The 22,077-nt window shown below is 48.5% G+C and carries 20 protein-coding genes; 7 read left to right on the forward strand and 13 right to left on the reverse strand.

The window, feature by feature from the left end; translation table 11 throughout:
* Positions 1-46: 46 nt before the first annotated feature.
* On the forward strand, positions 47-1,525 hold the full coding sequence (locus NC994_RS06345; protein ID WP_190437148.1) for an esterase-like activity of phytase family protein: 1,479 nt from the start codon (positions 47-49) through the stop codon (positions 1,523-1,525).
* A 164-nt stretch (positions 1,526-1,689) separates the two neighbouring features.
* On the opposite strand, the gene NC994_RS06350 is transcribed toward NC994_RS06345, so the two are convergent.
* The 4 genes from NC994_RS06350 to NC994_RS06365 form a co-directional block, all read right to left on the reverse strand.
* Positions 1,690-2,334, reverse strand: a complete 645-nt coding sequence (locus NC994_RS06350) for a DUF3318 domain-containing protein (RefSeq protein WP_190429385.1) — start codon at positions 2,332-2,334, stop codon at positions 1,690-1,692.
* Between the two features lie 83 nt (positions 2,335-2,417).
* The gene (locus NC994_RS06355) at positions 2,418-2,975 is read right to left on the reverse strand and encodes a hypothetical protein (protein WP_190412560.1); all 558 of its coding nucleotides are present in this window, start codon (positions 2,973-2,975) and stop codon (positions 2,418-2,420) included.
* Positions 2,976-3,028: 53 nt separating this feature from the next.
* On the reverse strand, positions 3,029-3,154 hold the full coding sequence (locus NC994_RS06360; protein WP_277877557.1) for a hypothetical protein: 126 nt from the start codon (positions 3,152-3,154) through the stop codon (positions 3,029-3,031).
* Positions 3,155-3,210: 56 nt separating this feature from the next.
* The gene (locus tag NC994_RS06365) at positions 3,211-3,441 is read right to left on the reverse strand and encodes a hypothetical protein (protein WP_190412561.1); all 231 of its coding nucleotides are present in this window, start codon (positions 3,439-3,441) and stop codon (positions 3,211-3,213) included.
* A gap of 404 nt (positions 3,442-3,845) precedes the next feature.
* Here NC994_RS06365 and NC994_RS06370 point away from each other — a divergent pair, with 404 nt between their 5' ends.
* Complete coding sequence (locus tag NC994_RS06370) at positions 3,846-4,715, forward strand: hypothetical protein (RefSeq protein ID WP_348225575.1); 870 nt, start codon at positions 3,846-3,848, stop codon at positions 4,713-4,715.
* Between the two features lie 217 nt (positions 4,716-4,932).
* Here the strand turns inward: NC994_RS06370 and NC994_RS06375 are convergent, their stop codons facing one another.
* From NC994_RS06375 to bchL, 3 genes are all read right to left on the reverse strand, one after another.
* Positions 4,933-6,339, reverse strand: a complete 1,407-nt coding sequence (locus NC994_RS06375) for a ferredoxin:protochlorophyllide reductase (ATP-dependent) subunit N (RefSeq protein WP_190412562.1) — start codon at positions 6,337-6,339, stop codon at positions 4,933-4,935.
* Between the two features lie 291 nt (positions 6,340-6,630).
* Positions 6,631-7,230, reverse strand: coding sequence for a DUF5331 domain-containing protein (locus NC994_RS06380; protein ID WP_348225576.1), 600 nt, complete (start codon positions 7,228-7,230; stop codon positions 6,631-6,633).
* Between the two features lie 10 nt (positions 7,231-7,240).
* Entirely contained in the window at positions 7,241-8,107 is an 867-nt protein-coding gene (bchL, locus tag NC994_RS06385; RefSeq protein WP_190412565.1) for a ferredoxin:protochlorophyllide reductase (ATP-dependent) iron-sulfur ATP-binding protein, read from the reverse strand.
* An 827-nt stretch (positions 8,108-8,934) separates the two neighbouring features.
* On the opposite strand from bchL, the gene thiO reads away from it, so the two are divergent.
* Both thiO and NC994_RS06395 read left to right on the forward strand, forming a co-directional pair.
* Positions 8,935-10,923 (forward strand): glycine oxidase ThiO, encoded by a 1,989-nt coding sequence (gene thiO, locus NC994_RS06390; protein WP_190436880.1) that lies wholly within the window; start codon positions 8,935-8,937, stop codon positions 10,921-10,923.
* A gap of 183 nt (positions 10,924-11,106) precedes the next feature.
* A complete protein-coding gene (locus tag NC994_RS06395; protein ID WP_190412567.1) occupies positions 11,107-11,286 on the forward strand; it encodes a ssl1498 family light-harvesting-like protein in 180 nt (59 codons plus the stop codon).
* Positions 11,287-11,405: 119 nt separating this feature from the next.
* On the opposite strand, the gene NC994_RS06400 is transcribed toward NC994_RS06395, so the two are convergent.
* From NC994_RS06400 to NC994_RS06420, 5 genes are all read right to left on the reverse strand, one after another.
* Positions 11,406-12,209: a tetratricopeptide repeat protein gene (locus NC994_RS06400; protein WP_190436883.1), complete on the reverse strand. Its 804-nt coding sequence runs from the start codon at positions 12,207-12,209 to the stop codon at positions 11,406-11,408.
* A gap of 181 nt (positions 12,210-12,390) precedes the next feature.
* Positions 12,391-14,451, reverse strand: a complete 2,061-nt coding sequence (locus NC994_RS06405) for an RNB domain-containing ribonuclease (protein ID WP_190436886.1) — start codon at positions 14,449-14,451, stop codon at positions 12,391-12,393.
* 129 nt (positions 14,452-14,580) lie between these two features.
* Entirely contained in the window at positions 14,581-14,796 is a 216-nt protein-coding gene (gene rpsR, locus NC994_RS06410; protein ID WP_190412875.1) for a 30S ribosomal protein S18, read from the reverse strand.
* An 86-nt stretch (positions 14,797-14,882) separates the two neighbouring features.
* On the reverse strand, positions 14,883-15,077 hold the full coding sequence (gene rpmG, locus NC994_RS06415) for a 50S ribosomal protein L33 (protein ID WP_190412570.1): 195 nt from the start codon (positions 15,075-15,077) through the stop codon (positions 14,883-14,885).
* Positions 15,078-15,127: 50 nt separating this feature from the next.
* A complete protein-coding gene (locus NC994_RS06420) occupies positions 15,128-15,670 on the reverse strand; it encodes an RDD family protein (RefSeq protein ID WP_190412571.1) in 543 nt (180 codons plus the stop codon).
* A gap of 293 nt (positions 15,671-15,963) precedes the next feature.
* Between NC994_RS06420 and glp the strand changes: the two genes are divergently transcribed.
* Complete coding sequence (glp, locus tag NC994_RS06425; protein ID WP_190437154.1) at positions 15,964-17,205, forward strand: gephyrin-like molybdotransferase Glp; 1,242 nt, start codon at positions 15,964-15,966, stop codon at positions 17,203-17,205.
* Positions 17,206-17,299: 94 nt separating this feature from the next.
* Here the strand turns inward: glp and NC994_RS06430 are convergent, their stop codons facing one another.
* Positions 17,300-18,940, reverse strand: a complete 1,641-nt coding sequence (locus tag NC994_RS06430; RefSeq protein ID WP_190436889.1) for a serine/threonine-protein kinase — start codon at positions 18,938-18,940, stop codon at positions 17,300-17,302.
* A 275-nt stretch (positions 18,941-19,215) separates the two neighbouring features.
* Here NC994_RS06430 and NC994_RS06435 point away from each other — a divergent pair, with 275 nt between their 5' ends.
* Both NC994_RS06435 and pheT read left to right on the forward strand, forming a co-directional pair.
* Positions 19,216-19,479: a hypothetical protein gene (locus NC994_RS06435; protein ID WP_190436892.1), complete on the forward strand. Its 264-nt coding sequence runs from the start codon at positions 19,216-19,218 to the stop codon at positions 19,477-19,479.
* Between the two features lie 32 nt (positions 19,480-19,511).
* On the forward strand, positions 19,512-22,055 hold the full coding sequence (pheT, locus tag NC994_RS06440; protein WP_190436896.1) for a phenylalanine--tRNA ligase subunit beta: 2,544 nt from the start codon (positions 19,512-19,514) through the stop codon (positions 22,053-22,055).
* Positions 22,056-22,077 lie beyond the last annotated feature (22 nt).

Here is a 22,077-nt window from a genome sequence, read left to right on the forward strand (position 1 = left end):
AGTAACCGTCTGATGCTCGTGATAGTAAAAGTTCTGAGGCTAAGACATTATGAAAGCAAAGCATTGGCTTTGGACGGTTAGTTGCTCGCTGGCACTATCTACACTCTCTATCACGGCAAATACCACCTCTACTTATGCCGCTTCCCTGGTTAATACTCTGGCGATTCCGGGGGAAAGTACGGATCTATTCCCGACTAATGGCGGCAATGGTGGTGCTAACATCAATCGCTTAGGTTTTTTCTCGGATCTATATTACGATCGCTACGAGAATGTGTACTACGGTTTGGGCGATCGCGGTGCAGGAGGCGGTGTACTTTCCTACGAAACGCGAGTTCAGAAATTTTCGCTGGATGTTGACCCAAACACGGGGACGATTAGCAACTTTAAGCTGCTGAAGACCATTTTATTTACTAAGGACGGTGAGAACTTCAACGGGTTGAACCCCCAGTTACTCAACGGCGATACCGGAATTCTGGGTCTTAGCTTCGATCCAGAAGGCTTTGCAGTTGCACCCAACGGCAACTTCTACGTTTCAGACGAGTATGGACCCTCTGTTTACGAGTTCACTTCGACTGGTTCGTTCATCCGGGCCTTTGCCACTCCAAGCAACATACTTCCTCTAGCTGGAAGTGTTCCCAACTATGTCGATGGTCGCCCAATCCTTACTAGCGGTCGCCAGGATAACCGAGGCTTTGAGGGAGTGACTCTTAGCCCAGACGGTAAAAAACTGTATGCGATGCTGCAAGACCCGCTCGTAACTGAGGGAAGTCCCGATGGACGACGCAGCCAGAACTTGAGAATTGTGGAGTTTAATACGGCAACAGGTGATAGCGTTGCCCAATATATTTACCAGCTAGAAAGTCTTGCCGCTATTAACGATCGCATTCCCGGAACTGATGACGATTTTGGGCAGAATTCTCAAGGTCGTAATATTGGCATTAGCGCCATTACCGCCCTTAATAACAATGAGTTCCTAGTACTGGAACGCGATAATCGCGGCGTGGGCGAAGCCGATCCTCTAAGTAAAGCCCCAGTCGCCAGTAAGCGGGTTTACAAAATTGATCTCACAGGTGCCACAGATGTCAGCAACATCAGCTTGATAGGTACAAATACTTTACCATCTGGCGTAATACCTGTTAGCAAGTCTCTGTTTTTAGATGTTGCAGCGCAGCTGAAGGCGAGTGGTCAAGTAATCCCTGAGAAGTTGGAAGGTTTGACAATCGGGCCTAAGCTAACGGATGGTTCCTACGCAATTATCCTTGGCACGGATAACGACTTTAGTGTGACTCAGGGGAATGCTGGTCAGCAGGATGTTTGCACAGATGGTACAGCCTTTACTCTCGTATCTATTGATAGCGGCTGTCCCGCCGGACAAAAATTACTTCCAGGCTACCTCTACTCGTTCAAAGCTAGTGCTACAGAGTTAGAGGGGTTTGTACCTCCGGAAAAAGTGCCAGAACCAGCAGCAACGGCTGGATTAATGCTACTGGGTTTTGGCGGTTTGTTGCTTAAGCGGCGGCAATAAAAAGGCAATGGCAATATAAACGGTGCCCAAATTCGGGTGTAGCTTTGGTACACCCGAACTTGGGGAAAGACAGGCACTCATGTAAAACAGAACAATTCTTCAATCTCGTTACTCAGCTTACGCCTGGTAACGAAGATTTGGATGCGATCGCATCCGAAGAGTCTTTATATTGAGTCCTCGCGTGCGCCTTTGACTTTAGCTTTGGCTTTGGCAGCACTACGCTTGAGGGCAGAAAGCCGCGTTTCGTATTTGCTCCGTTGCCTTTTGTTTGGGGTTAGCTCTAGCAAAGCTTTCAAAGCGCTACCCAAACTTTTGTAGGCGTTGGGGAGGGAATAACCAAAGCGGGTGGCAAGCGCGATCGCTTTTTCATCCGCTTCAATCATCTCTTTTACCTGCTTCTCTCCACTATTTTTTTGATACAATCTCCAGCCTGAGACACCACACAATGCCAAGGCTAATATCAACAGCAAGCCATCCTGCACCCACAGTTCGCCGACAGCACCGCCTAAACCAATTGCAAGCGCTGCCATTTCCCAGCCATCTCTAGGGATGGTGTCGTTTTGAATTCGGGCGACTTCGTGCCAAAACAGTAAATTCCGCTGATCGAGTGCTAGCTGATCCCATTTCACTAGATCAATTTGAACCTCAATTTGATCCTTGCCAATTTCTTCACAGCGGATCAGGGGTGGATTCACTTCAGTCGTTCCTTCGACTGTTACCCAGCTTTGCAATTCTGGCGGCAGTAAGGTTTTTAACCGCCGGAGTTCGCTCATCTCAGCTCTAGCAGAAGAGGTTGCATAGGATGTCATAGTCGTCCAGCCCCAGGAAATTCGCTTTTCAATCGTAAGGTTATTACTTTGGAGTATAGCGATCTTCGTGCCCGGATTCAGATTCACTCAGACGGGAATAGTCCCCGCTTCTTACGCGCTTCCATCGCTCTCTCCAACATTTGCAGTAATCCAGGAGCTTCTTCTTGAAGGGTAAGCAGTAGCCTTTCTCCCAATTCTCGATCGCCTGGATCTTTGCCGGTTTCCATCACCTCTTTCAGTCGAGGCATCGCTACATTATCAATAATTTGAATTAAACCTGACAAACAACGGTTGAATTGTTTTTCGGTAAGACTTGAATCTTCTAAGGGAAACTCAATGATGGCACGAATTTCGCCATCGTTTGGGTCATATTCCCATTGCAGCATTTTGGTTTCCCAGGAAATGCACAGCATTGTCTGGAGGATCGCTTCTTTGTAAGGATGATCTTTAACTCCAGATATAACTTGGGGCGCAAATACCTTGAAAAATTCCCCATCCTCATCCAGCTGGACAACAATCAAGAATTCGTCTACGTTTTCAGCTTGTACACCCGTCAGAATCCGGTACGCTTCTTCGTCAATATGATATTTCCAACCTTGATTGTCTAGATACGTGGCAATCTGTCGTAAAGTAGCGCCCATGACAGCCTCGCTGCGTCAGGTGGAGCAGGAATAACACGACACAGTATAACGTGCTATCTGACAACGGCATAGAGAAAGCCGTCTTTAGTTAGGGCTTGGGGCGATCGCTTGCTTCTAACGCTGTTCCGATCGGGGTTTGGGTTGGAGCTAGGATAGCGATCGCGTCTTTTGTTTCTCAAGCAATTTTGCTCCGAAAAACCCAATGCCAGATGCCTGCGGTACAGTTCAAATTTGCCTAGCGCTGGTAGGAACGACCGCCAAGATAGAGTGCTGCTGCGAGGGCGATTCCAGGTAATGTAATGACTGCTGCCAATGGAGAACGTAACCAACTCGCTTGCTCGTACCGTTCTCGATAATAAGTAGACCTAAGCGAACAGGGTTGAGCGGAACTGACTGAACCCAACAAAATGCTACTAGCGATCGCAGTGCTAGAAGCGATCGTAACCAAAGATAATTTTGTTTTCATACAGTTTTTTCTCCTACCGCGTTTTAGTGCAGGGAACGATCCTGAGCGATCGCGCAAAGTTTCATTTAATTCTAGCTGCCTCTGACTAAACTGGGGTGGAATGCTACGCAAGTGCAAAAAAAGGGGAGTGCGATCGCTCTAACTCAGACAAGCTAAAACTAAAGTGGTTTTTGTAACTGCACAACCCTTCCGGAAGCCTTTGTAGCATTTCAAGCCAGTACGTTTTCTGACAAAAATGCCTTTTCCTATCTAATTCGCACAGTCAAACTACCAACTGAAAACTGAAGAACTAACAAAAACTTGGAAAGCATTTATTGATGGTGCCATACAATTAGGTTGAAATTCAGTATTACTCCTGAATCGGAGCGTCTTTGAGGACTGTTAAAATACCCAGCAGTTTAGCTGTGTATATTGATATGAACTTAGAGCGATCGCTCATGAAGCTAGCCAATGCCGTATCTAAGCTTAATGAACTTTCATCAATGGAAATTTGTACTGAACCAAAATGTACTAAACAAGTTTCTAAACCAGGTCATAAATTGTGTTACGAGCATTGGAAGGCTAACAACACTCAAGCGTCACCCACACCAAAACCTAAACCGAAGCCTCAGCCATCGTCTTCCCCATCGCTGTTGTCCGCTACCAGCATCAGCGAGAAACTGGCAATACCCAAGCACAAAGTTAACCCCATTTTGGCTGAATTAGGATTGTTGAGCAAAGACCAGAACGGCTGGGTTGCTACCAAGTTAGGAATTAACTTCGGTGCGGTGCAAAAAACTTATTCGCAAGACGGCATGCTATACGTTCTCTGGTCTGAGTCGATTCTGACGAATCAAGCGTTCCTCACGACTATCCAAAGTATCAATGGTGATAGTTTAGAAACAAGTACCAAGGAAGCAACCAGCGAACAAGGGTTTCGCGAGAAGTTTCGGGCTAGCGCCCAGCATCGCACCACTGATGGACATTGGGTTCGATCAAAGGCTGAAGCTCTGATTGATAATTGGTTGTATGTTTCGGGAATCGTTCATGCTTACGAACGACGACTACCCATTGAGGAAGAAGCGTACTGTGACTTTTATCTTCCATCAGGGAGAGTGTATATCGAGTATTGGGGATACGACAACGATCAAGAGTATGCGGCACGTAAGCGAGTTAAGCAGGAGCTATATCAGAAGTACCAGCTCAACTTAATCGAATTATCGGATGAACATATTAAGAATTTGGATGATTGCCTACCCAGAATCTTACTGAAGTTTGGTGTAGTTATTAGTTAAAGAACTCATATAGTTATCCTGTGTTTGCGATCGCTTCCTCTCTTCCTTCGCGTCCTCTGTAGTTGGGTAAAAAAGCGATCGCAATTCGACCCTTCTATCAAGATGACCTAACTTTACTGATAAAAGTAATAGGAGCGATCGCATCTAGATCGCTCCTACTATTGATTATCTCTTACACCCCTCAGCTATAAGCGGAGAGAGGCAAGGGATGAGGTTCTTAAATCTTCGCTTCTTCCCTCACTAACTTATCCCAACCCAAATCTTTCAAATTGTTATTCCGGCGCAGCGGACGAGTCACCAACTCTAGAATGTCACGAGCATTGGTAAAGCCATGAATCTGAGCAAAAGTGAACTCAACCGACCATTTAGTGTTGATACCGCGTGCTTCTAACGGGTTGGCGTGAGCCATACCAGTAATCACCAAATCTGGCTTCAGTTCGTAAATACGCTGAATTTGGTTATAGTTGTCCGGCTTCTCCACAATTCTAGGCGTTGGTACACCCATTTCGTGGCAAGTTTTCTCTAGCAGCGCCAATTCAGCGGCTTGATAGCGCTTATCCATGTAGGGGATGCCGATTTCCGGGCAAGTCATGCCACAGCGCACCAGGAAACGAGCTAAAGAGATTTCCAACAAGTTATCGCCCATGAAGAAGACAGATTTGCCGCGAATCAACTGGACGTAGTCTTCCAGATTTTCCCAGATTTGCGCTTCCCGCTCATCTAGCCCCTTGGGTTCAATCCCGAACACCGAGCAGATTTTCTCAATCCAGGCGCGGGTGCCATCGGGACCAATCGGGAAGGGTGCGCCAATGAGTTTGCACTTGCGGCGACGCATCAGGGTGGTAGCAGTGCGGCTGAGGAAGGGGTTCATGCCAGAGACGTAGTACCCTTCTTCCAGAACTGGCAATTCGGTGTAACGCTTGGATGGTAACCAACCAGAAACTTTAATGCCTTGCTTTTTCAGTTCCAGTGTCAGATTGGTAACAACTGGATCGGGGAGAGAACCGAAGAGAACCAGTGGCGGATGCTTGACATATTCCGATTCATCGGCGGCAACATCTTCTTTTTTCTTGCCGAAGTTGAGCAGAGAAGCGATCGCATTCCTTTCTTTCTTCTCAGTTTCTACCACGGGTGCTTTATCGGGACAACGGGCAGCCATCGCCGCCAGTACGGTGTCTTCCCCTTGAGTAAAGGCGTAGTCTAAACCATTAGCGCGAGCCGTCACAATGGGGATGCCAATTTCGGATTCTAGCTTGGGTGCCAAGCCTTCCAAATCCATTTTGATGATTTCGGTGGTGCAGGTGCCAATCCAAACAATGACGCTGGGGTTGCGATCGCGCTTAATTTGCAAACACAGCCGCTTCAACTCTTCATAGTCATTCAACTGAGCCGAAATATCTCCTTCTTCCAACTCCGCCATCGCGTAGCGCGGTTCCGCAAAAATCATCACCCCCATCGCGTTTTGTAAGAAGTAGCCACAGGTTTTTGTACCAATAACTAGGAAGAAACTATCTTCTATCTTTTGGTACAACCAAGCTACGCAGCTGATGGGACAAAATGTATGATAATTTCCAGTTTCACACTCAAAATTAAGCGCTTCCGGTTCTGTATTCGCAAGGGTCATAGTAAAGGTTTCCTCTCAAATTTTTAATTGATTGTTAGTCAAAAGGTGATTAGTTATTAGTCATTCCAGAGACCAAGAAATTCTGACTTAATGACTCATAACTATTGACAAATTACTCAGGAGCTGGGATTAGAGCGATAATCTCTGCATCCTTAAGCTTCATTTGCAGAGCGATCCAGGAACGATTCGCTTGAAAATATTCCAAGCACTTCTGCTTCAAAGCAGATGTAAAGTTTTCAAAATAAAGTCATACTTTCTGTTAGCTCATCCTGCCAATACTGATGTTAACTTTTAACGCTGCCAAGGAAAGCGATGCTTTTTATAAACTCCCTCGCAAGATTCATCCACCTTAGCAGCGATACGACTGGCTGATTGAGCAACATTGAGAGCAGCCGGAGGTAGCATTCTGACTTCCTCTGTATCTGTTTTTTCAGCCGATAGTGCCTCTAGCTCATCGTCGGGAGCAGCCGGTATTGCCTCTAGCTCATCGTCGGGATCGAAGTCTAGCCCAAAGCTCGCCACAATTCGGTCGGGGTCTGCATTGAGGTCCACAATCAGGGGAAGCATCTCATTAAATTGCGGGTCTAGAGTCGATAGCGTCGCCAAAATGAAGCTGGAGGTAGGGCGTCTTTGTCCTTCAGATGTCACCCAGACTTGCAGACGATTGAGCCAGTGGTGATTTTTTCGATAGTAGTCTAGCCATTTGGCTCTGACCGATTCCCGTAGCTGCTCAGGACGTAGTTGCTCAGGACGTAGCTGCTCAGGACATAGCTGCTCGGTGTTCACAGTTGGGCTTGATGCTGATGCTGGTGAAAATAATTTGGTTTGGAGAATGGTGCATAACAATACGCACGTCAAGATTGACACTAAAAGCATTGATCCATTCTCCATCCTTAGCTCCCTAAACCATCATCATATCTAGCTCTTGTTCTTCAGTCTTCACCTCTGGCTTGGTGGGATTGAGGTAGAAATCAGACAGCAAGGAGAACAACTCGCGGTCTGGAGCATCGTTCGGCACAACACCCTCTGGACGCGCCAGAATTTGGTCGGCAATGTTGAGGTAGTAATCGCAGACGTAGTTGAGCGAGGGGTCAGTCTCTGCCATTTCAAACAGAGTTTTGCCCTTAACACGGGAAACGCGAATGTCTTCAATCAGCGGCAACACTTCCAGCACTGGCATCGGTACCGCAGAAATGTATTTCTCGATCAGGTCGCGCTTAGCAGTGCGGTTGCCAATCAATCCGGCGAGACGCAGGGGGTGAGTCCGAGCTTTTTCACGGACAGAAGCGGCAATCCGGTTGGCTGCAAACAAGGCGTCAAAGCCGTTGTCAGTGACAATCAAGCAGTAGTCCGAATAGTTGAGGGGAGCTGCAAAGCCACCGCATACCACGTCACCAAGTACGTCAAACAGAATGATATCGTACTCATCGAAGGCGTTCAGTTCCTTGAGTAACTTCACGGTTTCGCCTACCACGTAACCGCCGCAACCGGCACCAGCTGGGGGACCTCCTGCTTCTACGCAATCAACGCCGCCATAGCCTTTGTAGATGACATCTTCAGCCCAGACATCTTCGTAGTGGTAGTCCTTTTCTTGAAGCGTGTCGATAATTGTGGGAATCAGGAAGCCGGTCAGGGTGAAGGTGCTGTCGTGCTTGGGGTCACAGCCAATTTGCAGGACTTTCTTGCCGCGCTTGGCTAGAGCCACAGAGATATTGCAGCTGGTTGTGGATTTGCCGATTCCGCCTTTTCCGTATACTGACAGTTTCACGCGCTTCGTCTCCTATAGTTTCATTTCAAACCAGGATGGTTGTCTTTGGTGTTAGGCAGGGCATGAATAAAGTCGCTGCCGAAGAAAGCCAGCCGTAGATTGCTTTTTATCTGGGTATGAACTGCATTATTGTCCAACTGCCGCAGAAAATAAAGGGGATGGAGGAATGGATTAGGTACTAATCGCGATTATTGAGAAAATAGATAATTCTTTAATGTTTTTATTTTGCTAAAAATGCTGATAAAACTGCAATTTAAATTTTTAAGAGGTTTTGTACTCTCTTAATTAAGAATGTGGAACAAAAGACAAAAAGCTCGGGGCGAAGAGAAGACGCTCACGCTACAACGTGAAACCGATAATTTGAGGCTATTTAGGACTCTGCGAACAACGGCGCTCGTCGAGAAAGTCTTAAACTGTACCTATAACTCGGATTGACTTCGCCTAATCGGCTACACTGCCTGAAGCAGATGGCTAATCAAAAGGGTCACAGAGGCATCTGCAAGTAAAGTGGGGATTTTGATGAATAATTATTAATTTTTGAGAGACTGTTTTCTAGGAATCCGAGTTGAGTTCACAGTCAGGGAGAAGATCGCAGAGGGGCGGGAAGAGGCTAACATCAATCACCGAAAGGGGAGGAGGGATGGTTTTGCGGAGCGCCTGGTGTTCCGAAGCAATCCGTCGCCATGACCAAGACTAAAGCGATCGCTACCGCTCATTGGCAACGCTTCTTGACTAGGCTTAAATTAGGACGCCATTTTTTCTAAGGCGTATGCGTTGATTTATGGAAAGCCTTAGAGTCGGATTTTAGTGAAAGCGGCTATATCTATATGAATACAGAAACTGACATTCTCATCATCGGCGGCGGTGCGATTGGCTTAGCGATCGCCCTCGAACTTCGCTTGCGGGGGGCAACCGTCACCGTCTTGTGCCGCGACTTCAACTCCGCAGCGGCTTATGCTGCTGCTGGAATGCTAGCACCCCAAGCAGAAGGGATTCCGACGGGCGCAATGCTGGATTTATGTCTGCGGAGTCGGGATTTGTATCCGGACTGGGCAAGCAAACTGGAAGCGATCGCAGGGGTATCTATCGGCTACTGGCCTAGTGGCATCTTGGCACCCGTTTATCTCAATCCTCAGTCCTCAGCCCTCAGTCCTCACTCCTCAGCACATTGGTTAGATAAAGATGCAATCCATCAAATTCAACCCGGACTGGGTTCAGATGTTGTTGGTGGTTGGTGGTATCCCGAAGATGGTCAAGTAGACAATCGGGCTTTAGTTCAAGCCTTGCGGGTGGCAGTGAGGGAATTAGGTGTAGATATCCGTGAAGGCGTGGCAGCTGAAGCCCTCCAACAACAGAACCGGAGAATCAACTGCGTCAGAACAGCATCTGGGGATTTTCGCGCTCAACACTATGTCTTAGCCACCGGCGCTTGGTCAAATGAATTTTTGCCAATTCCGGTCAGCCCGAAAAAGGGTCAAATGTTATCAGTGCAAGTGCCTGGGGGCAGCCAAGAGGGATTGCCTCTAAAGCGGGTGCTGTTTGGTGAGGAAATCTACATCGTGCCGCGTCGGAATGGACAACTGATCGTGGGAGCCACTAGCGAGGATGTGGGATTCACACCCCATAACACTCCAGCCGGAATCAGAACCTTACTGGAAAGCGCGATTCGGCTTTATCCCGCTTTGCAGAACTTTCCCGTCCAAGAATTTTGGTGGGGATTTCGACCGGCGACACCCGATGAGTTACCGATTCTCGGTTCTAGCGCCTGCGAGAATTTAACGCTGGCGACGGGTCATTACCGCAATGGAATTTTGCTGGCACCCGTAACGGCTTCCTTGCTGGCAGACCTGATTTGGGAGCAAAAGTCCGATCCCCTGTTAGACCATTTTCACTACTCCAGGTTCTACGCTGGATCTAAACCCATCAATGCAACCCCCAAAATGCTTCAAATAAGCCATCCTTCTGAATCTGGGAGACTACAAGGCTCGTCCCTACAGATGAATCATTCCTTAGAAAGGCTGCCATCCGATCCTTTAATTATTGCGGGTCGGACTTTTTGCTCTCGCCTGATGACTGGTACCGGCAAGTATCGCAGCATCGAAGAAATGCAGCAAAGTATTGCTGCTAGCGGTTGCGAAATTGTGACAGTGGCGGTGCGCCGGGTACAAACAAAAGCGCCCGGACATGAAGGGCTGGCTGAAGCGCTGGATTGGACAAAAATCTGGATGCTACCCAACACGGCTGGCTGCAAAACGGCTGAAGAGGCGATTCGAGTGGCGCGTCTGGGGCGGGAGATGGCAAAACTTTTGGGTCAAGAAGACAATAACTTTGTCAAGTTAGAGGTGATTCCTGACTTAAAGTATCTCCTGCCCGACCCAATTGGCACTTTGGAAGCGGCAGAGCAACTGGTGAAGGAAGGCTTTGCAGTTCTGCCTTATATCAATGCTGACCCCCTACTGGCTAAACGATTGGAAGAGGTTGGCTGTGCGACGGTGATGCCTTTAGGTTCTCCGATTGGTTCCGGACAGGGCATCAAGAATGCAGCGAATATTGAAATCATTATTGAGAATGCTGGGGTGCCGGTGGTGGTGGATGCCGGACTGGCTACGCCCAGTGAGGCAGCGCAGGCAATGGAGATGGGGGCTGATGCTGTGTTGATCAATAGTGCGATCGCTGGGGCAAAAAATCCAGCCGCGATGGGTCGCGCAATGGCTCTGGGTGTTGAGGCTGGGCGTCTCGCCTATCAAGCCGGACGAATCCCTGTAAAAGTCTACGCCAACCCCAGTTCTCCCCTGACTGGCACGATTACCAGTTAAAGGCTAAAGGGGCTGAGAAGAATGTAAGTTCAACCTCTCCTTGGCACCCCTGCACTTAGTCGGTACCAAGATTCTCTCCTCTGGCGGAAGTAGTGTAAATAATTCATGCAAAAGATAGAGTACATTGACCCGATTCTTTGTTACAATTATTTACAAAATAAATCCTAGATAAGGATATCATTCATGCGATATACAACCGAAGACGGCGGACGTTTGAACAATTTTGCAGTAGAACCAAAAGTTTACAAAGCAGAACCGCCAACCCAGGATCAAAAGCGCAACTATCTCTTCATGGGAATTGGCGCGATCGCTTTGCTTAGCAGCTTAATATTTGTTGCTATTTCGGCATCCAATGTAGGCTAAGCCGCCACCTGATACTTTTCAGGAACGGGTGAAATAAGGCAAAAGTAAAAAGTTAAACGTAAAAAGAAACAGAGTTTCGTTTTTTGTCTTTTGCCTTCTACTTTGAATTGAACGTAGGTTTACCGTTGAAGGTTTTTTGTCGCTTCTAGGGCGTCTTGGTAACTTTCTGTTCTTCCTTGGGACTTGAAAAGGTCTGCGGATTTCTGAAAATCTGCAACTGCCGCTTGACGATTATTCAATCGTAAGTAGGTGATTGCGCGGTTGTAATAGGCTTCAGCAAATTTAGAATCTAAATTTACCGTCTGAGTATAATCGTCAAGCGCTTTGGCATGTTGTCCTAGCCGGTTGTAAGCTAAACCCCGATTGTAATAAGCTCTGGCATTCTTGGGGTCGATTTGTAAAGCTTGGTTAAAATCGGCAATTGCGGCTTGAGTTTCTCCTAGATCGTCGCGAGCATTGCCTCGGTTAATATAGACACTTGCATCTTTGGGATTGAGTCGGATCGCCTCCGTAGAATCAGCGATCGCTTGTTGATAATTTTCGAGAAGATAGTAGGAATATCCCCGGTTGCCGTAAGCATTTCCGTACTCAGGATTAATCCGAATCGCCTCAGTGTAATCTGCGATCGCTTGCTGATAAGCTCCGAGGATGTGACGGGCATACCCCCGGTTGTAATAAGACTCTGCATCCTGGGGAGCAAGACGGATCGCTTCGTCAAAGTCTGCGATCGCCCCCTCATAATCACCGGCGTCTAGTTTATCAACGCCCCGGTTGTATAAATCAACCGCGCTCATCGTTGCCTTATTATTATCAGCTGCACTCAGTAACTGGCTGGGCGGCAACTGAGCGTAGACAGCAGTAGGAATGCCACCAATTACTGTGGTGATTCCGACAATGGCGATAGTTTTGCGAATGTTATTCATAGCTTGTCTTTTCTCGCCCCGCTGGAAAGGACTGAGGACTGAAAGCTGAAGACCGATCGTTGAGGTAAAAAATAAACATCAGGGGAAACGTGAAATCTATTTTCTGTTTCTTCCTCTTGAGGTAGTCCTCAGCACTATTTTCTCACTCAGTCCTGTCGAATCAATCCTTTGCACTATTTTTTTACGTGCCAGCTGGCTGAGCTTCCTGATCGATAAGCTGGCGGAACTGAATGACATCTTGCCGGGGGTCGGCATGGCTGACTCGGACTTCTAAGCGATCGCCAAGTGCCACTGAGTGGGTGAACCGCATCGCCAACTCTAATCCCAAATCTTCTAACAAAATTAATCCTAATCGGTCATCTTCTCGCAACCATCGCAGCATCAGCGCTTGCCAAACCTGATCGCCATGACGCCGCAGGTACTCTAACCCCCAATAACGATTTGTCTGGCGTTCCACTAACCTTGCTTCTTGGGAGGCGGTGCCGATACCCAGCATAACTTCTTGTAACTCTTGCGCTGAGAATGGCGTGGGTTCGCCGCGTAAATGCGCCTTTATTTGGAAATGCGCCAGCAAGTCGCTGTAGCGGCGGATTGGAGATGTTACCTGAGCGTAGGTTTCCAGCCCCAAACCGGCGTGTCGTCCCGGCGTGAGGCTCATTTCGCTACGAGGCATACATCCCCGCATTGCACAAAATCTCACAGGTCCTGCGGGCAGCTGCAATAGTTCCTCTTCTGAGGGAAGTTCGGGTTGGGGTTGACTGCGAAAGGGCAGAGGAATATTGTGAGTTTTGCCGTAGTGGGCAGCCACTTCACCCGTGAGAATCATCATCTCCGCTACCAATTGGCGTGCGGGTGAGTCTTCCAAAATTTCAATGATGATTTCGTCACCATTTACTTTAATCATCGCCTCTGGCATATGGATGTTAATCGAGCCTTGGGACTGCCGCCATGATTGGCGACGTTTCGCCCAAGAAGCGATCGCTGTTATCTCTGGTTCTGCCTGGATACCCAGTTGCAGCATCTCATCCACATCGTCGTAAGTCAGGCGATAGGTCGGCTTAATTAAGCTGGCACTGATGCAATAGTCCTCTACGGCACCTTTTTCATCCAAAAGCACGCCAAAGCTCAGCGCCCAACAAATTTTTCCTTGCACTAAGCTCATCGGCCCGGTTGCCAAACTCGGCGGGAACATCGGAATCATCCCCGTCGGTAAATACAACGTTGTGGTACGCCGTCTAGCTTCTAAGTCTAATTCATCTCCTGGGGAAACCAAGCGCGAGGGGTCGGCAATGTGTATCCAAAGCCGCTGACGCCCATCGGCGAGGGTTTCCATACTCAATCCATCGTCTATTTCCTTTGTACTTTCATCATCAATCGTGTACACCTTCAAATGAGTCAGATCTAATCGGTGCTCATCCGAATCGTTCGGCGCGAACTCAGCATACTGCTTAGCCACTTCTATCACCTTGTCTGGAAAGTGAACGGGGATCTGACTGCGCCGCAGATATAGATTTTCGTGAGGACTCCACAATCCCAAATCCACCAGCAGTTGAAACGCAGCTTGGGGAGTTCCAGGGCGTCCAAGCTCGCTCATTGTTTCCAAAACAGGTGCTGGAGGGGGATAGGCGCGATTCAGAGATTCTTGATTGAGTCCAGCACGAACGACATCTGTCAACAGAGCCGCATATTTTTCAATGGCTTCCAGGCGTTGACGTTCGCGGCGTTCCCACTCTACCTGTTCGCCAGAGAGCGCCTTTTGCACGCGCTCTACAAATTCTTGCCGCCGCAAGAGCCGTTCTTTTTCGACTTCTATCTGATGTTTTAGTTCTGCTACCTGAGTAGCAGGACGCGGCTCGTAGCGATCGCCTTTTTGCTTGAAATAAAGTCTATCTTCAGATAGCAAATAGTACGCTGCGTAACATAGGGGGGCACTTTTGTCAGAAAACAGCACTGACGCCATTTCCACATCTGTAACGCTCGTTCCATCCTCTACCAATAATTCCCATGCTACCTCCAAGCCAGTTGGGTCCAGATAGCGCTGTACCTCTTGGAGGAAGCTGGAAATTTGTGCAGGTTTATAGCTTTCACCTGCAATCTTATAGGTCATTTGTCGGGGATGGATGGTGTGGGATTGACCTTTCTCGTCTACCACAATCCAGTGCGTTTTGCCTTCTTGACGTTCTGCAACAGCAAGACGCCGCTCTCCATGCAGCCGAAACTCAATTAACGTTCCTTTCTCCACAAGTTTTTGGCTTACGCAGTAGCATTCATTGGACAGCCCATCTATCTACCAGTTTAGCGGCGTGGCGATTGTAAATTGTAGATTTTCGATCTAAGTCCAAAATCCACCCATCCCCAATCCAAAATTGAGTTAACCTTCAGGGTTAATAAAGGGCAACAGAGCCAAAAGGCGTGCCCGCTTAATTGCTACGGTTAAATCTCGTTGTTGCTTTGCTGTTAAACCTGTAATTCGGCGAGGCAGTATTTTACCCCGCTCTGTAATAAATTTCCGCAACAAATCGACATCTTTGTAGTCGATGGGTTCGTCTGGTTTAATTGGGGAAAGGCGGCGACGGAAGTAAGTCATCGTTGGTGATTCGTTGTTAATTGTCAGCACTCAGCACTCAGCAGTCATTGGTCATTAATCAAAAACTAATGACTCAGGACTGATGATTACTTAATTTCTTTGTGGACGGTATGTTGGTTGCAGTGGGTGCAAAACTTTTTCAGTTCAATCCGCGCCGTCGTGTTCCGGCGGTTCTTGGTGGTTGTGTATCGGGAAACACCCGGCGATCGCTTGGCGATGTTGGTGCGACAGTCGGTGCATTCCAACGTCACAATCAGGCGCGCCCCCTTCTTACTTGCCATAATGCTATTTCTACAAAATTCAAGAGGACAAAATTAAACACAAACCAATATTATTTCATACGACGAGTCACTTGAGCAAGTAATTTTTTGACGCGGATATCTAAAGAATAACCTCGGCGCGTCTGCACGATACAAGTTCGCCCAACGCGATCGTGAAAAGCTTGTTGCCACTCAGCATCTGCAAAAGCCACTCCACAATCCACTGCTAGAGGGCTGATCAGCAGCAGTAAAGAGACCCCGTTCGACACCCCAATGGTCAGTCCCACCATCGCCAAAACAGCAGCGAATCCCAGAATCCCTTCGCGCTTGCATAACTCAAAAAGCCCAGGAGTTTTGCGGTATTTGGGATCGACGACTTTCATATCCAAAGCCCAGCGTCCCACACTCTGTCCCTGATTTCGTGCAACCAGAAGCACTCGCCCAGCTAGCCATGCGATAATGAAAACCAAGATTTGTGCAATCGGGATACCCGGAGTATTTGCCCCAAAGGGCAAGCTAAAGAGCCAAATAATTAGAAAATCAATCGCAAAAGCAATACACCGTCGCTCAATTGGCACCTTAGGTAATCGGCGGTTGGTCAGTTCGTTACGCATGAAAAATAGCTTTTCCGACGGTCTATTTCCATATTAAGCTTTCACCTAACCGCTTTTTGTCTGTTGTCCGTGAATGTGTTGATAGCGACGACTCTAGGGGTACGGCTCTCCAAACAGTGCCCACCAACTAACTGGCATCGGCGGGTTTCATTGGATAGACAAAAGCGACTCACCGATATCTTGGTTAAAAGAGCCGCTAGGCAATGCAACTAACCTGTAGATGCGATGAATCAGCGTCTCTACTAACTGACAATTTTTTAGACAATTCTTGAGAAGAGGCTGGATTGATGGCGATGTTGTTGGTTAAAGAAGCAGAGGCAATCATTTTCGATTTAGTGCCACCTCTAGATAACCAGATGGATGCTGAGGTTGTAGACCTCTCTCGTGCCAATGGTCGGATTCTAGCGGCTGCGGTGACGAGCGAGTTGGATTTTCCCCACTGGACGAATTCAGCAATGGATGGGTATGCGGTGCAATTTGCCGATGTGCAGGGAGCTAGCGCCGAACAGCCAGTGGTGCTGGAAATTGTAGAAGAGATTCCAGCCGGATATCAACCGCAGCGATCGCTCCAAACGGGGCAAACCGCCCGCATTTTGACAGGTGCTGTGATGCCAGAGGGCGCTGATACTGTAGTGATGCAGGAAGTGACGCGACGGGAGGAAAAGCAAGTGTTTATCTTCGCTGCTCCAGCAGAATCAGGAGCCTTTGTCCGTCATCGGGCATCTTTTTACCAGGCGGGAACCCCTCTTTTGCCTGCGGGCATCGTTCTCAATGCTCCCGAAATCGCGATTTTGGCAGCCGCCCAGTGTACTCAATTACCCGTTTATCGACGCCCTCGCGTGGCAATTCTGTCCACTGGCGACGAATTGGTGACACCGGATCGACCCCTGAAGCCCGGTCAGATCGTGGACTCCAATCAATACGCCCTCGCTGCATTAGTGGCACAGACGGGCGCAGAACCTCAGATGCTGGGGATTGTCAGGGATGAACCAGAGGCGCTCAAGAAAGCGATCGCGCAAGCTGTCGCCACCGCTGACGTGGTCATTTCTTCCGGCGGCGTTTCCGTAGGCGACTACGATTATGTGGATGAAATTCTTGCCCAACTCGGTGCGGAGATTCATGTCCGTGCTGTTGCGGTTAAACCTGGTAAACCGTTAACTGTCGCCAGATTTCCCAACGCCCAGCGTCCTGTTTTATACTTCGGTCTACCGGGCAATCCAGTTTCCTCTTTGGTGAGCTTTTGGCGATTTGTACAGCCAGCCGTGAGAAAACTTGCGGGTCTTGCTGATGGCTGGGAGCCAAAGTTTGTACAAGCGCGATCGCATCACGATTTGCGTTCAGACGGTAAACGAGAAAGTTACCTTTGGGGCAAAATGAATTTAGTAAACGGTGCTTATGAATTTCATTTGGCTGGCGGTAGTCACAGTTCCGGTAATTTAATTAATCTTGCTCAAACTAATGGTCTGGCTGTTTTACCCGCAGGTCAAACCTTCATTGCATCTGGAGATCCGGTGCAAGTTTTACCAATTGGTTAACCCAAAGAGTCATTGGTAAAAACTTTAAAGTTTTGAGTTTTGAATTACAGAACTCTCTTCGTACTCAAAACTTATTGCGCTTAGTTCCTTCCAATTACCAAAAACCTCTTTTGCCAGTGGGTAAAACGGTTGCCCAATTCGTTTTTGCCTGCGATAGCTGTTCCTCGCTAACTTTTGCCCCCGTGAGATTAGCGCCACACAAATTTGCACCTCGGAGATTCGCATGATTGAGATAGGCAAAGCTCAAATCTGCACCGCGTAGGTCAGCTCCTTCCAAATTTGCCGTGCTGAAGTAAGCCCTGCCCAAATTTGCCTCCTTCAGAATTGCCCCAACTAAATTCGCCCTGCCAAAATCGGCACTAGACAAGTCAGCGCCCTGAAGGTTGGTTTTAGCTAACTTAGCCTGATGAAAAATGCCTCCTGATAGGTTAACCCGTTGCAGGTTCAGCGAGCTTAAATCTTGAGAGGCAAAGTCTCGTCTACCTTTGGTGTAGGCAGTTAACACGCCAACAGCATCCAACTTGGCAGGAAGTTTTGACTTAGCATTGCCGTTAGAACCGCTATTTTTGAGCATCGTCGGCGGATAACCAGAGCCGGTAGCAGGACTTGGTTTATACATACTTCCCCCGGTTTGCGGTCCGGTCATGCCTAACTTTTCTCGACGTGCTCGAATTGCCATCGCCAGACGTTCTGAGGCGGAAGTGCCAGTCGAAGGGGCTGAGGAAAGCGTTGGACTGCTTAAGTCTCCAGAGTTGGTGTAGCGATTGCCTGTTTGTGGTTGTCGCTGGGAGCTATTGGGTTTAGTCGTTAAGCCTTGCTCCAAGCTGTCGAGATACGGTTCAAGGTCAAGCGCTCTCAACACTTCCTCAGCAGACTGATAGCGATGACGAACCGAAACCTCTAGCAATTTCTTGAGAACATCGGCAAAATGATCGCTGATCTGAAGCTGCTTTCGCCAGAGCATTTCGCCCGTTGACGGGTTGTAATCTAAGTCTTTTGGCGATTTTCCAGTCAGCAGATAAACGCAAGTGACTCCCAATGCATACAGGTCGCTCGCATAAACCGGGCGCATTGCCATCTGTTCGGGCGGGGCAAATCCGGGTGTCCCAATTGCGTAAGCCGTCAAAGCGGTTTGCTCAGAGCTACTGTTTGCCGTTGTTGGACTGACTTGGTTTTTCACGGCTCCAAAGTCAATCAGAACCAGTTTGCGGTCTTGTTCGCGGCGAATCAAGTTGGCGGGTTTGATGTCCCGGTGAATCACCTGCTGGCTGTGGATGTAGTGCAGGACGGGCAAAATTTCGCTTAAGAATTGCTTGACACCAGCTTCGCTTAGAGGTCCCGATCCTTTAACCTCCTGCTGTAGCGTCAAGCCGCTGATATACTCCTGCACTAAGTAAAACTGCTGGTTGTCTTCAAAGTAATCCAGCAGCCGTGGCACTTGGGGATGATTGCCGATTTTCCCCAAGGTTCTGGCTTCTCGTTCAAATAGCTCGCGTGCCATTTGTAAAACGTGGGCTACAGTCGTTGCTGGTCTCAGTTGCTTGATTACGCAACTTGGCTCCCCAGGCAAAGACTCATCCTCAGCTAAAAAGGTCGCTCCAAAACCTCCTTGCCCCAGCGCTTGACTGACTCGATAGCGCTTTCGTAATAGGAGTTCTGAGCCACAGGACCGACAAACTTCGGCGTGGTCGTGGTTTTGCGGATTTGGACAGGCGGGATTGAGGCAGTAGCTCATTCAGACTCACCGGGATGCTGAAACCGGATATTGCTACCCTAACTTAAATTATCGAGGCATTAATAAACAATAAGCATGGTACATTTACGGACAATTCTTTAAAGAGTTGCTAAAGACGATTAATCTTTGCTTAAAGAATTGAAAAACGATGTACTCCTGCAACTGCCAAGATTTTTCTCAAACATTGCAGTTAGAGACGGTATTAAATTGTAATCAAACAACTAGCGAACAGAAGAAGCGGATCGGGATTAAGCACAAAAATTGTTTCCATATCTTTGATAGCACATCCGGAAGCGCTAGATGTGATTGGTGTTACCCCTAAAACACTCATGCCATCTGGAAGTGAGGGCAAAATTTTGGCAGAACAAAGGAACAAAGAAGCTGAGGGGGATGGTGCTAAGCAACACGCTCACCTGGAGAAGCGATCGCACTCACCCTCCCCGAAGGCCCTCCTAGAAGGCTGCGTCTGCGGGCATTACTATCTTAGGCTTTCCCCAATCGTCGCCGGAATGCTTCAGCTGTACAAAACGGTAAAATGATCGGGCTGAGGTAAGTAAAAGCTTAAGCGTAAATGCGTATTTCTCTGAACTGGCTACAAGAATTGGTTGACTTGACGATGACTCCGGTGGAGTTGGCGCACACGCTAACAATGGCTGGGTTTGAAGTAGAAGATATTGAAGACCGCCGCACTTGGGCGGATGGGGTGGTGGTCGGGAAAGTTCTAGAGATTCAACCCCATCCGAATGCAGATAAACTCAGGGTGTGTACGGTCGATGTGGGGGCAACGTCCCCCTTAAATATTGTCTGTGGGGCATCCAATGCCAGAGCAGATATTTATGTGCCTATCGCCACCATCGGGACTTATCTACCTGCTGTTGATCTGAAAATTAAACCGGCTAAACTCCGGGGCGTTCCTTCCGAGGGGATGATTTGCTCTTTAGCTGAATTAGGTTTGGCAAAAGAGTCCGCAGGAATTCATATTTTTGGGCAGGAAAATCTTCAACTGGGTAGCGATGCGCGATCGCTCCTAGGCTTAGATGATGTAATTTTAGACTTGACATCTACCGCGAATCGTGCGGATGCTTTGAGTATGGTTGGCGTTGCACGGGAAGTCTCGGCGCTGACGGGTGCCGCCCTGCGACTTCCACAAGCCCCAGAAGTGTCAATTCCGAAAGGGGATGGCGGTCTGAAGTTGCGAATTGCTTCGGGTCAAGCGTGTCCGGCTTACATCGGGACGGTCATCGAAAAGGTCAAAATTGCGCCTTCTCCGACATGGTTGCAAGGGCGATTACAAGCCGCTGGAGTCCGACCCATCAATAACGTGGTAGATATTACCAACTATATTTTGCTGGAATGGGGTCAGCCGCTGCACGCCTTTGACCGCGATCGCTTGCAATCCGTGGCAAGTGGTGGTGGGGGAACTTCACCGCTCCAGATCGGGGTACGCTTTGCCAATACAGGGGAATCCCTCAAAACCCTGGACGGTCAAACCCGTACCTTGCAACCGCAAAATCTGCTGATTACTGCCAACGACCAACCAGTAGCACTCGCTGGAGTCATGGGCGGTGAAGAAACAGAAGTCTATCAGGGGACTGAAAATTTAATTTTAGAAGCCGCTTTGTTTGACCCGGTGGCAATCCGCCGGTCGGCACGCAGTCAAAACTTAAGGACAGAAGCCTCTGGGCGCTACGAGCGGGGCGTCAATCAGGCAGAATTGGGAATTGCTTGTCAACGAGCGATCGCGCTGCTCTCGGAGTTTGCAGGGGGCACTCCCGTAGCACAAGAAATTGCCGACACCAGACCCGATCCGTCAACTTGGAGTCGTTCGATTGAACTGCGTCTAGACCGGGTAAATCACGTTTTAGGCCCAGTAGAGATGGGAGACACTGAAACTACAGGGGAAGTTCACGCTGAAGATGTTGAGCGCATCCTAACGGCACTAGGGTGTCAGCTACAGCCAGTGACGAAGCAGGATGAAGGTGGAATGCGGACGGATCGAGAAGATTCTAAGCTTCAGCCTTTGGAATCCCTGAAGTGGATGGTGAAAGTACCGCCTTATCGCTACCGAGACTTGGAGCGAGAAATCGATCTCATTGAAGAAGTAGCTCGCCTCTACGGCTATAACAAATTCTGCGATACCCTACCCGACAAGACTGAACCGGGGTATCTTTCGGTCGATCAGATGCTGATGCGTCAGATGCGGGAAGCTTTCCGCGCAGCAGGATTGACAGAAGTCATGCATTACTCTTACTCCGTAGCGAAAACCAAGAACGATACAGAAGTCGCGATCGCAAATCCCATGTTTGCAGAATATTCGTCTCTGCGAACTGAGCTGATCTCCGCTTTGATTGACTCCTTCCAGTACAACTTAGAACAAGGTAACGGCCCCTTGAACGGTTTTGAAATGGGTCGGATCTTCTGGCGGGAAGAGGATGGACTGATCGAAGCTGATTCCGTTGCTGGAATTTTAGGAGGCGACACCTTTACCCAAGGCACTTGGACGCGGGGAGGAAAGCCACAACCGATGACTTGGTTTGAAGCCAAAGGAGTGTTGCAAAGTGTATTTGAGCAACTCAGCCTGCCAGTAGAATATCAACCAGACCGCCGCGATCCACGGCTGCATCCCGGACGCACGGCGTCTTTATGGGTACAGGGAAACCGATTAGGAACGTTTGGGCAACTCCATCCCCAACTCCGGCAAGAACGGGATTTGCCGGATGAAGTCTACGTGTTTGAGCTGGATTTGGATGTTGTCTTAGATTACCTGGATGCAGAGGAAAACCGGACGCCTCTGTTCAAGCCTTACTCCACCTTCCCCGCATCCAGCCGGGATTTGGCTTTGTTCGCTTCGATTCAAGTTTCTGTCTCAGACTTGAAACGAGCGATCGCGAAAGCTGCCATTGCGGACAAACACAAGGGGACATCCCTACTAGAATCGGTCGAGTTGTTTGATGAATATCAAGGGAAAAATGTCCCGGAAGGACAACGCAGCTTAGCGTTTCGCTTAGTTTACCGAGCTAGCGATCGCACGCTTACCGATGAAGATGTCGAGCCAGTGCATCAAAAAGTCCGCGACGCGCTCGTCGAAAAATTCGGCGTTAATCTGAGAAGTTAAATAAAGTTTTGAGGGTTGAATG

Origin of the sequence: Trichocoleus sp. AS-A1, from assembly GCF_039962015.1 — a bacterium.
GTDB lineage: Bacteria > Cyanobacteriota > Cyanobacteriia > Cyanobacteriales > FACHB-T130 > FACHB-T130.

What these genes read in the sequence shown, in the direction of transcription:
- NC994_RS06350 (WP_190429385.1), bottom strand. Translation starts at nt 2,334, where the DNA reads ATGACATCCTATGCAACCTCTTCTGCTAGAGCTGAGATGAGCGAACTC.
- NC994_RS06355 (WP_190412560.1), bottom strand. Translation starts at nt 2,975, where the DNA reads ATGGGCGCTACTTTACGACAGATTGCCACGTATCTAGACAATCAAGGT.
- NC994_RS06365 (WP_190412561.1), bottom strand. Translation starts at nt 3,441, where the DNA reads ATGAAAACAAAATTATCTTTGGTTACGATCGCTTCTAGCACTGCGATC.
- NC994_RS06375 (WP_190412562.1), bottom strand. Translation starts at nt 6,339, where the DNA reads ATGACCCTTGCGAATACAGAACCGGAAGCGCTTAATTTTGAGTGTGAA.
- NC994_RS06380 (WP_348225576.1), bottom strand. Translation starts at nt 7,230, where the DNA reads ATGGAGAATGGATCAATGCTTTTAGTGTCAATCTTGACGTGCGTATTG.
- thiO (WP_190436880.1), top strand. Translation starts at nt 8,935, where the DNA reads ATGAATACAGAAACTGACATTCTCATCATCGGCGGCGGTGCGATTGGC.
- NC994_RS06395 (WP_190412567.1), top strand. Translation starts at nt 11,107, where the DNA reads ATGCGATATACAACCGAAGACGGCGGACGTTTGAACAATTTTGCAGTA.
- NC994_RS06400 (WP_190436883.1), bottom strand. Translation starts at nt 12,209, where the DNA reads ATGAATAACATTCGCAAAACTATCGCCATTGTCGGAATCACCACAGTA.
- rpsR (WP_190412875.1), bottom strand. Translation starts at nt 14,796, where the DNA reads ATGACTTACTTCCGTCGCCGCCTTTCCCCAATTAAACCAGACGAACCC.
- rpmG (WP_190412570.1), bottom strand. Translation starts at nt 15,077, where the DNA reads ATGGCAAGTAAGAAGGGGGCGCGCCTGATTGTGACGTTGGAATGCACC.
- NC994_RS06420 (WP_190412571.1), bottom strand. Translation starts at nt 15,670, where the DNA reads ATGCGTAACGAACTGACCAACCGCCGATTACCTAAGGTGCCAATTGAG.
- glp (WP_190437154.1), top strand. Translation starts at nt 15,964, where the DNA reads ATGTTGTTGGTTAAAGAAGCAGAGGCAATCATTTTCGATTTAGTGCCA.
- NC994_RS06430 (WP_190436889.1), bottom strand. Translation starts at nt 18,940, where the DNA reads ATGAGCTACTGCCTCAATCCCGCCTGTCCAAATCCGCAAAACCACGAC.
- pheT (WP_190436896.1), top strand. Translation starts at nt 19,512, where the DNA reads ATGCGTATTTCTCTGAACTGGCTACAAGAATTGGTTGACTTGACGATG.